Below are 12,385 nucleotides of genomic sequence, written 5' to 3'. Positions count from 1 at the left end.
ACCTGGAAGGCCTCGGGGGGCAACCCGGAACCGGGCTGCGGGTGAACTACCCCGGACCCTACACAGCGAGACCGGGGCCGGTCGACGGAAATACCACCCGTCGACCGGCCCCGGCTTTCACCGACTACGAACGCGGCTTCTCGCGCATCTCGTAGGTCTCGATGATGTCCTCGACCTTGATGTCGTTGAACGACCCCAGGGTGACACCGGCCTCGAAGCCCTCGCGGACCTCGGTCGCGTCGTCCTTGAAGCGGCGCAGACCCTCGATGGTGAGGCTCTCCGCCACGACCTTGCCGTCGCGGATGAGGCGGGCCTTGGCGTTGCGGCGCAGCAGGCCCTCGCGGACGATGACACCCGCGATGTTGCCGAACTTGGAGGAGCGGAACACCTCGCGGATCTCCGCGGAGCCGAGGCGCACCTCCTCGTACTCGGGCTTGAGCATGCCCTTGAGGGCGTTCTCGATCTCCTCGATCGCCTGGTAGATGACCGAGTAGTACCGGACGTCCACGCCTTCCTTGTCGGCCGCGGTACGCGCACGGCCTTCGGCGCGCACGTTGAAGCCGATGATGATGGCGTCCGAACCCATCGCCAGGTTGACGTCGGACTCGGTGATCGCACCCACACCGCGGTGCAGGATGCGGAGCTCGACCTCCTCGCCCACGTCCAGCTTGACGAGGGCGTCCTCGAGGGCCTCGACCGAACCGGAGACGTCACCCTTGATGATGAGGTTGAGCTGCTCGATCTCGCCGGCGGCGATGGCCTTGTCCAGGTCCTCCAGGGACACCCGGACCCGACGCTGCGCGAAGGCGGCGTTGCGGTCGCGGGCCGAGCGCTTCTCGGCGATCTGACGGGCGGTGCGGTCCTCGTCGACGACGATGAAGCTGTCGCCGGCGCGGGGCACCGAGGTCAGACCGAGCAGCAGCACCGGGCGGGACGGGCCGGCCTCGGCGAGGCTGTTGCCGTTCTCGTCCAGCATCGCGCGGACGCGGCCGTAGGCGTCGCCGACCACGATCGAGTCACCGACGCGGAGGGTACCGCGCTGCACGAGCACGGTCGCCATGGCGCCGCGGCCCTTGTCGAGGTGGGCCTCGATGGCGATACCCTGCGCGTCCTGCTCGGGGTTGGCCCGCAGGTCGAGCGAGGCGTCCGCGGTGAGGACCACGGCCTCCAGCAGCTGCTCGATGTTGAGGCCCTGGCGCGCGGAGATGTCGACGAACATGGTGTCGCCGCCGTACTCCTCGGCCACCAGACCGAACTCGGTCAGCTGACCACGGACCTTGGTCGGGTCCGCGCCCTCGACGTCGATCTTGTTGACGGCGACCACGATCGGCACACCCGCGGCCTTGGCGTGGTTCAGCGCCTCGACCGTCTGCGGCATGACACCGTCGTTGGCCGCGACCACCAGGATCGCGATGTCGGTGGACTTGGCACCACGGGCACGCATGGCGGAGAACGCCTCGTGACCCGGGGTGTCGAGGAAGGTGATCGGGCGCTGCTCGCCGTTCACCTCGGTGACGACCTGGTAGGCACCGATGTGCTGGGTGATGCCACCGGCCTCGCCGGCCACCACGTTGGACTTGCGGATGGCGTCCAGCAGGCGGGTCTTACCGTGGTCGACGTGACCCATGACGGTGACGACCGGCGGGCGCGGGGCCAGCTGGTCCTCGTCGCCCTCGTTCGCACCGAAGTCGATGTCGAACGACTCCAGCAGCTCGCGGTCCTCGTCGTCGCGGCTGACGATCTCCAGGATGAAGCCCATCTCGCCGGCCAGCAGCTCGAGGGTCGCGTCGGAGACCGACTGCGTCGCGGTGACCATCTCACCGAGGTTGAACATGACGGAGACGAGCGCGGCCGGGTTGGCGTTGATCTTCTCCGCGAAGTCCATCAGCGAGGCGCCGCTCGACAGGCGAACGGTCTGGCCGTTGCCGCGAGGCAGCATCACACCGCCGACGGACGGGGCCTGCATGGCCTCGTACTCCTGGCGCTTCGCCCGCTTCGACTTGCGGCCACGCGCCGGGCGACCGCCCGGGCCACGACCGAAGGCGCCCTGCGTGCCACCACGGGCACCCGGGCCGCCGGGACGACCACCGAAACCACCGGGACGCGGGCCGAAGCCGCCGCCGCCACCGGGGGCACCGCCACCGGGACGCGGACCGCCGAAGCCGCCGCCACCGGCCGGACGCGAGCCCGGACCGGCCGGACGACCCTGGAAGCCCGGACGGGCGCCACCGGCACCCGGACCACCCGGACGGCCACCGGGGCCACCGGGGCCACGGCCGCCGGGGCCCGGACGCGGGCCCGGAGCCGGACGCTGCGGCATCATGCCCGGGTTCGGGCGCGGCATGCCGGACGGGGACGGGGCGCCGGGGCGCGGGCCGGCCGGACGCGGCATGCCGTCGGGACGCGGACGGTCGCCACCCGGACGCGGGGCGCCACGGTCGGCACCGGGAGCACCGGCGGGACGCGGACGGTCGCCACCCGGACGCGGGGCGCCACGGTCAGCGCCGGGAGCACCGGCGGGACGCGGACGGTCGCCACCCGGACGCGGGGCGCCACGGTCGGCACCGGGAGCACCGGCGGGACGCGGACGGTCGCCACCCGGACGCGGACGGTCGCCGCCCGGGGCGCCCTGACCGGCCGGACGCGCACCCGGCGCGCCCTGACGGCGGTCGCCGGGGCGGGCCATACCGGTCGCGCTGCCCGAGGTGAACGGGTTGTTGCCCGGACGCGGGCCGGCCGGACGCGGGCCCGGACGGGCACCGCCGGCGGCGGGACCGGCCGGACGCGAGGCCTGCGGGGCCTGCGGGGCCGACGAAGCCTGACGCGGGGTGTCACCGGCCGGAGCCGGCGAGGAGAACTCGGCCGCGGGCGCGGCCGGGGCCGCCGGAGCGGCGGGACGCGCCGCCGGGCGCGGGCCCGGGGTCGGGCCACCCGCCGGCTTCGCGGCGGCGGGGGCCGCCGGGGCGGCGGGCGCGGCCTGGGCCGCAGGGGCCGCGGGAGCCGCGGCCGGGGTGGGACGGGGACCAGGGGTCGCGCTGGGGCGCGGACCCGGGGTCGGAGCACCCGGCTTGGGTGCACCCGCGGCGGCGGAACCACCCGCGGGCTGGGGCGCCGCGCTCTTGCGCGGGCCCGGCTTGGCAGCGGAACCACCACCGGTGGGGGCCACACCAAGCGCGTCAGTCAGCTTGCGTACGACCGGCGCCTCGATCGTCGAGGACGCCGAACGGACGAACTCGCCGAGCTCGGTGAGCTTGGCCATGACGGCCTTGCTCTCCAAGCCAAGCTCCTTGGCGAGTTCATAAACCCGGACCTTAGCCACTTCACTCCTGTCTATGAGTCCGGGGTGTCTCGTCCGCCGGACCGTCGCTACTTCATGGGCGTACCCATCGCGTACTCATCGCGTACTCATCGAGAGCTCATCGCAATCTCGACCTACTTCCACATCGCGAGGTACCTGACTGGTGGCACGGCACGCGGCTGCCCGCGAACCGTGCTTGTTGCGGTGGTTCTCCCGCCGCACTGAGCGGCGGCCGTCACGGGCGTCGCCCCACCGGGCGGCCTGAGGGACTCAGGGCTCCGGGGTGTCGACGGTCCGCTCCCCGATGAACTCGCGGAGCCGCTCCGTGTCGAGCGTCCCCTGGAGGCGGAAGGCCCGGGGAAACGCCCGACGGCGGACCGCGAGGTCGAGGCAGGCCGGATCGGGGTGCAGGTGAGCGCCCCGGCCCGGCAGTGCGCCACGGGGGTCGGGGACGCAGACGCCCTCGACCGCCGTGACACGCAACAGCTGGTGCTTGGCCGCTCGCTTGCGGCAGCCCACGCAGGTGCGTTCCGGGCGTGCTCGGACGTGCGTCCGGCCAGACGAAGGCAAGTCTACCCCTCCGAAGGGACATGGCGCCGCCCCGCCGATCCCGGGCGGAACGGCGGGGGGCTTTGACGGGGCGAACGGCCGGTCAGCGCCGCACTCAGCGGTCGGTGTCCCGACCGCCGTCCTCGGGCTGGCCCTCGGTGTCCGGCCGGATGTCGATCCGCCAGCCGGTGAGGCGGGCGGCGAGGCGGGCGTTCTGCCCCTCCTTGCCGATCGCCAGCGACAGCTGGTAGTCCGGCACGATCACCCGGGCGGACCGCTGCGCCAGGTCGACGATCTCCACGCTGGTCACCCGTGCGGGGGACAGCGCCGCGGCGACCATCTCCCGGGGGTCCTCCGACCAGTCGACGATGTCGATCTTCTCGCCGTGCAGCTCGCCCATCACCGCGCGCACCCGGCTGCCCATCGGGCCGATGCAGGCGCCCTTGGCGTTCAGCCCGGCCCGGCGCGACCAGACCGCGATCTTGGTGCGGTGGCCGGCCTCACGGGCGATCGCGGCGATCTCCACGCTGCCGTCCGCGATCTCCGGGACCTCCAGCGCGAACAGCTTCTTCACCAGGCTCGGGTGCGTGCGCGACAGCGTCACCGAGGCCCCGCGCACACCGCGGCGCACCGCCACGACGTAGCACTTCAGCCGGGTGCCGTGCCGGTAGTCCTCGCCCGGGACCTGCTCCTGCGGCGGCAGGATGGCCTCCAGCTTGCCGATGTCGACCAGCACGTTCTTCGGGTCGTTGCCCTGCTGGACGACACCGGTGACGATGTCGCCCTCCTTGCCCGCGTACTCACCGAAGGTCTGGTCGTCGGCGGCGTCGCGCAGGCGCTGCATCATCACCTGGATGCCGATGCTGGACGCGATCCGGCCGAAGCCGTTCGGGGTGTCGTCGAACTCCTTGGGCTCGACGCCCTCGTCCAGCTCGGCCGGGTCCTCCGTCGCCCACACGGTGACGTGGCCGGACTTGCGGTCCAGGTGCACCCGGGCGCGGCGGCGCGAGCCCTCGGTGCGGTGGTACGCGGTGAGGAGGGCGGACTCGATGGACTCGACCAGCAGGTCGAAGGGGATGTTCTTCTCGTTGACCAGCGTGCGCAGGGCACTCATGTCGATGTCCACGGCTACGCCTCCTCGTCTTTTTTCGTCACGTTCGTCATGGTCCGGGCGGTGCGCAGGTCACAGCGCACCGTCGTCCCCCTCCTCGGAGGCGTCGTCGTCCGCGTAGTCCGCGGCCTCGTCGAGGAGCTTGTCGTCCTTGCGGTTGAACTCGACCTGCACGCGCGCCCGGTCCACCTCGGCGTACGCCAGCCGGCGCTCCTTCGGACGGCCGCGGCCCTTCACCGGCTGCACCTCGACCAGCGCGCCGTCCTCGTCCGCCTCCAGCACCCGGGCGACGATCTCCCCGCCGTCGACCAGGTGGATCTTGGCCAGTCGGCCCTCCGCGCGACGCCAGTGCCGGGGCAGGTCCAGCGAACGCTCGGCGCCCGGCGAACCGACCTCCAGCAGGTAGGGCTCGTCGCCCATCAGGTCCGACTCGTCCAGAGCCTCACCGACCACCCGGCTGAACTCGGCGATGGCGTCCATGTCCACGCCGCCGTCGGTGTCGACGTCGATCTGCACCTGGCGGCGGCTGCCGGCCTTGGTGACCTTGACGTCCTCCAGGTCCAGACCGGCCTGCACGGCCAGCGGCTCCAGCAACGCGCGCAGCCGGTCGGTGTGGGTGGTGCTCATCCGGGTGGACTCCTCGGCCGCGTCTGCTGTTGTCAGAAGGTCGCTCCGCGCCCTCCGGCGCCGGTCCGGCGCACACCGGGTCACGGCAGCTCGGCCCAAAGCCTAGCCGGTGAAGCCGCGAACCACCGATTCCGGACCACGTCCGACCGGGCGCACGCCACCCACTGCGAGCAAGCTCACACCCGCTCCCGGGGCGTCCCGGGATCCGAATCCCCGCCCGGAATCGTGGGGATTCTGTAATCATTCACGCCTACGAAGGGCAGGCGGGGAGGCCGCCCTCCCGCACACGCCCCGGAGTGACACCCATGCAGCCGCCCAGCCGACGGACGTTCCTGGCTCTCGGGCTGCTCGCCCTCACCGCCCTCGCCGCCTGCACCGGCTCCCACGGCGGCGACGCCGCTCCCGGCAACCGCGGCCCGCTGCCGAACCCGGACGAACCGGTCATCCTGCGCTCGATCGCCGCCACCGACACCCTGCTGGCCGGCTACGACGCGCTGCTCGCCGGCCCGGGCGGCGCCCAGACCGCCGTGCTGCAGCCGCTGCGGGCCGAGGTGGCCCAGCACCGCGCCGCCCTCGCCTACGGGCTGCCGGCCGCCTCCGTCCCCCCGGCCGCACCCTCGACCAGCCCGGGCGGGACACCGAGCGCACCGCCGAGCGGGACAGCGAGCGGCACAGCGAGTGGGGCGCCGAGCGGAACGCCGGTCGGCACCCCCGCCGCGCTCGCCGCACTCGAACGGCAGACCGCCCAGGCCCGCCTCGCCGACCTGGCCGCGGCCCGGCCGCCACTGGCCCGGCTGCTCGCCTCGGTCGCCGCCTCCGACGTGCTGCACGCCGTCGCCCTCGGCGACACCACCCCGCTGGTCGCCCCGCCCCCGGCCGCCGCCACCCCCACCGAGGCATCGACCGCGCCCCCGAGCGACCAGCCCACCGCTTCCCCCTCCGCCGGCCCGTCGGCCGACCCCACCGCCACCGCGGCGGTGACCGCCCTCCAAGGCGCCCTCGGCGCCGAACACGCCGCCGTCTACGGCTACGGCGTGGTCGGCGCCCGGCTCCCCGAGGACCAGCAGCGCACCGACGCCCGCACCGCCTACGCCGCCCACGAAGCCCGGCGGGACGCCTGGCAGCGGCTGATCGGCTCGCTCGGCGCCACCCCGGCGGCCGCGGCCGCCGGCTACCAGCTCCCGTTCGCCGTCACCGACGCGGCCGGCGCCACCAAGCTCGCCGCCCACCTCGAAACCCGGCTCACCGCCGTCTACGCCGACCTGGTCGCCGCCGTCCCCGGCCCCCAACGGGGCACCGCCGCCGACGCCCTGCGCGACAGCGCCCTGCGCGCCCACCGCTGGGGCGCGGCCGACCCCGCCTTCCCCGGCATCCCCGAGCCCCTCCCCACCCCCTCGGCCACCACTCCCTAGAGCCCGCGGCGCTGACCTGCGGTTTCCCGTTCATGGCCGACAATGGACGGGTAACACCAACGGGGGAGCGTCAACCGGAAGGTCGGCATGTCGGGAGCAGCACCGCAGATCACCGTCCCCGCCTGGCTGGCGCGCGGCGTCGCGGCGAGCGAGGGCGAACCGGGCCGGCAGTGGCTGGCCGGGCTGCCCGCGCGGGTGGCCGCCCACCTGGCGCGCTGGGACCTCACCCTGGAACGGGTGCTCGACCCCGGCGGCAGCCTGAGCCTGGTCGCCTACGTCCACCGCGACGACCTCTCCCCCGCCGTCCTCAAGACCGGCCTGCGGACCCCCGAGACCGCGCTGGAGCACGCGGCGCTCGCCCACTGGGCCGGGCGCGGGGCCGTCCTGCTGCTGGACGCCGACCCCGCCGAGGGCGTGCTGCTGCTGGAGCGGCTGCACGGCGACATCCCGCTGCGCTCGCTCGCCGAGGCGAAGGCGATGCTGGAGGCGACCAGCCTGCTGCACCGGCTCTGGAGCCCCCTGCCCGAGGGCCACCCGTTCCCGACCCTCGCGGCCCGGACCGCCGACACCGCGGAACGGCTGCGCGGGCACCGCGCCCTGCCCGGCGCCGCCGAGGCCGAACCCCTGATCGCCGAGGCGCTGGACACCGCCGACGGCCTGGCCGACTCCGCCGCCGAGACCTTCCTGCTCCACGGGGACTTCCACCACGGCAACGTGCTCGCCGCCGACCGGGCGCCCTGGCTGGCGATCGACCCGCGCCCGCTGGCCGGTGAGCGCGCCTTCGACCTGGCCCGGCTGGCGCTGGACCGGGCGGACACCCTGGTCGGCTCCCCCGGCGTGGCCGCGGCCGTCCGCCGCCGACTGCACCAGCTCGCGGACGCGCTGGAGGTGGACCGGGAACGGCTGCGCGGCTGGACGCTGCTCCGGGCCGTCGACCTCGCCCTGCGGGCCCTGGCGGCCGGCCGCCGGGAGGACGCCGAGCTCTACCTGGAGTTCGCCGGGGCGCTGTAGCGCGAGCCCCGGGGGCCCTACGCCTCGCCCGGCCCGCGCAGCGGAAGCCGGGCCCCCATCACCGCGTACAGCCGGTCCGTGGCGGGAAAGCGCACCGCACGGGCGAGGTCCTGGTAGCCGAGCGCCCGGTAGAGCCGCCGGGCGGGGGTCTCCGCGTCGATCGCGGAGAGGATGCTGCGCTCCAGCCCGGAGCGCTCGCAGAGGGTGCGGATCAGCCGGGAGCCGACGCCCTGGCCCTGGTACTCGGGCAGCACGTGCAGCTCGGTGACGGCGAACACGTCGTCCAGCCAGGCGTCGTGGCCGCGCGCGTCCAGGTAGGGCTCGATCACCGTGCTCCACCAGTGGTCGCGCTGGTTGGGCATCCCGTAGCCGAAGCCGACCAGTCGGCCGCCGCTCATCGCGCCGAGCGCGATCACCCCGGGCTGGTGGGCGTGCCGGCCGACGATGTGCAGCCGGACGGCGACCTCCTCGGCCGTCAGGCCGAACGCCACCGCCTGGACCTCCAGCGCCTGCGGCGCCCAGGCCGCAAGGTCGATGGCCTCGATCGTCACCCCGGTCAGCTGATCCATGCCTCGGACGTTACTACCCGTGGGCCGCCCGTGCGGGCGAAGATCGGAACCGAACTCCCGGGGGCGGGCTCAGAACAGCACGCTCATGAACGCGCCGACCTCGCGGAAGCCGACCCGCCGGTAGGCGGCCCGGGCCCGCAGGTTGAAGTCGTTGACGTAGAGCGAGACCACCGGGGCGATCTCGCGCAGCGCGAGGTCGAGGACGGCGGCCATGCCGGTCTCGGAGAGGCCCCGGCCCCGGTACCCGGGGGCGACCCAGACGCCCTGGACCTGGCAGGCGCCCTCGGTGACGGCGCCGATCTCGGCCTTGAAGACGACCTCGCCGTCCTCGGTGAAACGCGCGAACGACCGCCCGGCGGAGACGAGTTCGGCGACCCGGGCCTGGTAGAGCAGGCCGCCGTCGCCGGCCAGCGGGGAGACCCCGACCTCCTCGGTGAACATCGCCACGCAGGCGGGCATCAGCGCGTCGATCTCCTCCCGCCGCACCCGCCGCACCAGCGGGTCCGGCGCGATCTCGGCGGAGGGCACGGCGGTGGCCAACAGCGGCTGGTGGGCGCGGACTTCGCGGGCCGGGCCCCAACTGCGTTCCAGCAGCGCCCAGAAGGCGGCGGTGGCCCCGGCCGGGCCGACGATCGAGGAGCAGCGGCGACCCTGCCGACGGGCCCGCTCGGCGAAGGCGGCGACGGCCTCCGGCCCGGCGTCGACCAGGACGAGGTTGGCCCCGGCGTAGCAGAGCGCGGCGAGGGCGCCGTCCCCGTCGTACCAGCCCCACATCTCGCCGCCGAGCCGCCAGGGGTCCAGGCCGACGGCCTCGACCCGGGTGGCGACGAAGGAGTTGGCGACCGGGTCGCGGTGGAGGATCTCCAAGGCGTCCGCGAGGTCGGGGGGCTCCAACACGCGGGTGGTGGCCAGGGCCCGGGCGGCCTGGAACGAGCCGGGGAGCATCACACCTCGATCGAGCATCGAGACAGCACCTCACTGAGACGAATCTGGCCGCACCCTACTCCGTGCCCCCACCCGGCTACGGCCGCGGGGCCGTCCGCGAACGGACGGCCCCGCTTCCGGAAGACTGCGCGCGGCGCACCGCGCGGCCCCTGCGCGGTCAGTCGGCCGCGACGACGGTCGGCGTACCGGCCTCGACGCCCGCCTCCTGCATCTGCTCGGCGAGCTTGAGCGCCTCCTCGATCAGGGTCTCGACGATCTTCGACTCGGGGACGGTCTTGATGACCTCGCCCTTGACGAAGATCTGGCCCTTGCCGTTGCCGGAGGCGACGCCGAGGTCGGCCTCGCGGGCCTCGCCGGGGCCGTTCACGACGCAGCCCATGACGGCGACGCGCAGCGGCACCTCCATGCCCTCCAGGCCGGCGGTGACCTCCTCGGCCAGCTTGTAGACGTCGACCTGGGCGCGGCCGCAGGACGGGCAGGAGACGATCTCCAGGCCGCGCTGGCGCAGGCCGAGCGACTCCAGGATCTGGTTGCCGACCTTGATCTCCTCGGCCGGCGGGGCCGAGAGGGAGACCCGGATGGTGTCGCCGATGCCCTCGGCGAGCAGCGCGCCGAAGGCCACCGCGGACTTGATGGTGCCCTGGAACGCCGGGCCGGCCTCGGTGACGCCGAGGTGCAGCGGGTAGTCGCAGGCGGCGGCCAGCTGGCGGTAGGCGTTGATCATCACGACCGGGTCGTTGTGCTTGACCGAGATCTTGATGTCGCGGAAGTCGTGCTCCTCGAACAGCGAGCACTCCCAGAGCGCGGACTCGACCAGCGCCTCGGGGGTGGCACGGCCGTACTTCTCCAGCAGGCGCTTGTCGAGCGAGCCGGCGTTGACGCCGATCCGGATCGGCACGCCGGCGCCCCGGGCGGCCTTGGCGATCTCGCCGACCTTGTCGTCGAAGGCCTTGATGTTGCCCGGGTTGACGCGGACCGCGGCGCAGCCGGCGTCGATCGCGGCGAAGACGTACTTCGGCTGGAAGTGGATGTCGGCGATCACCGGGATGTGGGACTTCTTGGCGATGATCGGCAGCGCGTCGGCGTCGTCCTGGGTGGGGACGGCGACCCGGACGATCTGGCACCCGGACGCGGTGAGCTCGGCGATCTGCTGCAGCGTGGCGTTGATGTCCGCGGTCACGGTGGTGGTCATCGACTGCACCGAGACGGGAGCGTCACCGCCGACCGGCACGTTGCCGACCATGATCTGCCGGGATACACGGCGCTTGGCGAGCGGCTTGAGCGGCAGGGACGGAATACCGAGCGAGATCGCGGTCATGTGCGCAGGGTTCCCCGGGGTTGAGGTGTGGTCGACCGCCCGGCCAGTGGGACGGCCGAGGCCGGGCGCGCCTCGATCGCGCACCCGGCCTCCACGGTACGGCACGGCGCCGGACCCCAGCACACCCGCCGTACCCGAACGCTCTAGCTGAGCTTCACCGGGTTCACCAGGTCGGCGACCATCACCAGCAGGGTGAAGCCGATGAAGACGCTGGCCACGACGTACGCCACCGGCATCAGCTTGGCGACGTCGAAGGGGCCGGGATCGGGCCGCTTGAACATTTGAGCGAATCGGCGGCGGACCGATTCCCAGACCGCGCCCGCGATGTGGCCGCCGTCCAGCGGGAGCAGCGGCAGCATGTTGAACAGGAAGAGCGAGAGGTTGATCCCGGCGAGCAGGTTGACGAACATCGCCACCCGCTGACTGGCGGGCAGGTCCATGCTCACCAGTTCACCGCTGACCCGGGCGGCGCCGACCATGCCGATCGGCGAGTCCGGGTCACGCGGGGAGTCCCCGACGACGGCGTTCCACAGACCGGGGATCTTGCCGGGCAGCGCGGCCAGCGACTTCACCCCGTTCTCGGCCATGCCGACCATCCGGTCCAGGGACTGCCCGAAGCTCTGCCGGACGACCCCCTGCTTGGGGGTGAAGCCGAGGAAGCCGGCCTGCACGGTCTGGCCCTTGAGCGGCACGCCGTTGCCGTCGTACTTCTGCACGTCGTTGACGGCGATGACGGGCTTGAGGACGAGTTGCTGCCCGCCCCGGTCGACCAGGATCTCGACCTGCTGGCCGGCCGACTTCCGGATGTCCGCCTGGAGCTGGTCGTAGTCGCGGATCCGGTCGCCGCCGAAGGAGAGGACCTTGTCCCCCTGCCGCAGCCCCACCTCGTTGGCGGGGGTCTTGGGCGCGTCCGCGGGGCACACGTCGGTCGGCGAACCGGCCTTGACCACGCACTGGGCGACCGAGCCGATGGTCGGCACCGACGTCGAGACGCCGAAGCCCATCAGGACCGTCAGGAACAGGCCGAAGGCCAGGACCAGGTTCATGAACGGCCCGGCGAACATGACGATGACGCGCTTCCACGGCTTGCGGGTGTAGAACAGCCGGTGCTCGTCGCCCTCCTGGAGCTCCTCGTAGGAGGCCTCCCGGGCGTCCTCGATCATGGTGCGCCAGGGGGAACTGCTGCGCTTGGTGATCCGGCCGTCCGCACCCGGCGGGAACATCCCGATCATCCGGATGTAGCCGCCCAGCGGGATCGCCTTGAAGCCGTACTCGGTCTCGCCCTTCTTCCGCGACCAGACGGTCGGGCCGAAGCCGACCATGTACTGCGGCACCCGGATGCCGAACAGCTTGGCCGTCGAGAGGTGGCCGAGCTCGTGCCAGGCGATCGAGACGAGCAACCCGACCGCGAAGACCAGGATGCCGACCACCGTCAAAACCATTGCCACCGCTGGCCCTCCGTCATGCCGCTCCGCTCGTCGTCTTGTCTTACCGCAGTCACGCCCGGCCGGACACCCGGAACGGGTGCACCCGGCCGGAAACGGC

The 12,385-nt window shown here is 73.4% G+C and carries 10 protein-coding genes; 2 read left to right on the top strand and 8 right to left on the bottom strand.

What is annotated here, in order from left to right:
• Window positions 1-124: 124 nt before the first annotated feature.
• The 4 genes from infB to rimP form a co-directional block, all read right to left on the bottom strand.
• Window positions 125-3,319: a translation initiation factor IF-2 gene (gene infB, locus ACIQVZ_RS34720; RefSeq protein WP_402455651.1), complete on the bottom strand. Its 3,195-nt coding sequence runs from the start codon at window positions 3,317-3,319 to the stop codon at window positions 125-127.
• A 249-nt stretch (window positions 3,320-3,568) separates the two neighbouring features.
• Window positions 3,569-3,817: a YlxR family protein gene (locus ACIQVZ_RS34715; protein WP_350885654.1), complete on the bottom strand. Its 249-nt coding sequence runs from the start codon at window positions 3,815-3,817 to the stop codon at window positions 3,569-3,571.
• A gap of 145 nt (window positions 3,818-3,962) precedes the next feature.
• Window positions 3,963-4,973: a transcription termination factor NusA gene (gene nusA / locus ACIQVZ_RS34710; protein WP_063347626.1), complete on the bottom strand. Its 1,011-nt coding sequence runs from the start codon at window positions 4,971-4,973 to the stop codon at window positions 3,963-3,965.
• Window positions 4,974-5,030: 57 nt separating this feature from the next.
• Window positions 5,031-5,585 (bottom strand): ribosome maturation factor RimP, encoded by a 555-nt coding sequence (gene rimP / locus ACIQVZ_RS34705; protein WP_350885651.1) that lies wholly within the window; start codon window positions 5,583-5,585, stop codon window positions 5,031-5,033.
• A gap of 977 nt (window positions 5,586-6,562) precedes the next feature.
• On the opposite strand from rimP, the gene ACIQVZ_RS34700 reads away from it, so the two are divergent.
• Together ACIQVZ_RS34700 and ACIQVZ_RS34695 are read left to right on the top strand one after the other, a co-directional pair.
• Window positions 6,563-6,997, top strand: a complete 435-nt coding sequence (locus ACIQVZ_RS34700; protein WP_402455688.1) for a ferritin-like domain-containing protein — start codon at window positions 6,563-6,565, stop codon at window positions 6,995-6,997.
• 87 nt (window positions 6,998-7,084) lie between these two features.
• Complete coding sequence (locus tag ACIQVZ_RS34695; RefSeq protein ID WP_402455648.1) at window positions 7,085-8,008, top strand: aminoglycoside phosphotransferase family protein; 924 nt, start codon at window positions 7,085-7,087, stop codon at window positions 8,006-8,008.
• A gap of 17 nt (window positions 8,009-8,025) precedes the next feature.
• Here ACIQVZ_RS34695 and ACIQVZ_RS34690 read toward each other — a convergent pair whose 3' ends face one another.
• The 4 genes from ACIQVZ_RS34690 to ACIQVZ_RS34675 form a co-directional block, all read right to left on the bottom strand.
• Complete coding sequence (locus ACIQVZ_RS34690; protein ID WP_063347629.1) at window positions 8,026-8,577, bottom strand: GNAT family N-acetyltransferase; 552 nt, start codon at window positions 8,575-8,577, stop codon at window positions 8,026-8,028.
• 69 nt (window positions 8,578-8,646) lie between these two features.
• On the bottom strand, window positions 8,647-9,522 hold the full coding sequence (locus ACIQVZ_RS34685; RefSeq protein ID WP_350885688.1) for a GNAT family N-acetyltransferase: 876 nt from the start codon (window positions 9,520-9,522) through the stop codon (window positions 8,647-8,649).
• A gap of 157 nt (window positions 9,523-9,679) precedes the next feature.
• Window positions 9,680-10,840: a flavodoxin-dependent (E)-4-hydroxy-3-methylbut-2-enyl-diphosphate synthase gene (gene ispG, locus ACIQVZ_RS34680; RefSeq protein ID WP_063347631.1), complete on the bottom strand. Its 1,161-nt coding sequence runs from the start codon at window positions 10,838-10,840 to the stop codon at window positions 9,680-9,682.
• Window positions 10,841-10,983: 143 nt separating this feature from the next.
• Window positions 10,984-12,288 carry a M50 family metallopeptidase gene (locus ACIQVZ_RS34675; RefSeq protein WP_402455645.1) on the bottom strand — a complete coding sequence of 435 codons (1,305 nt, stop codon included), beginning with the start codon at window positions 12,286-12,288 and terminating at the stop codon, window positions 10,984-10,986.
• Window positions 12,289-12,385 lie beyond the last annotated feature (97 nt).

The organism is Kitasatospora sp. NPDC098663 (genome assembly GCF_044760075.1).
Classification (GTDB): Bacteria; Actinomycetota; Actinomycetes; order Streptomycetales; family Streptomycetaceae; genus Kitasatospora.
This window is presented reverse-complemented; position numbering and strand designations above follow the sequence as displayed.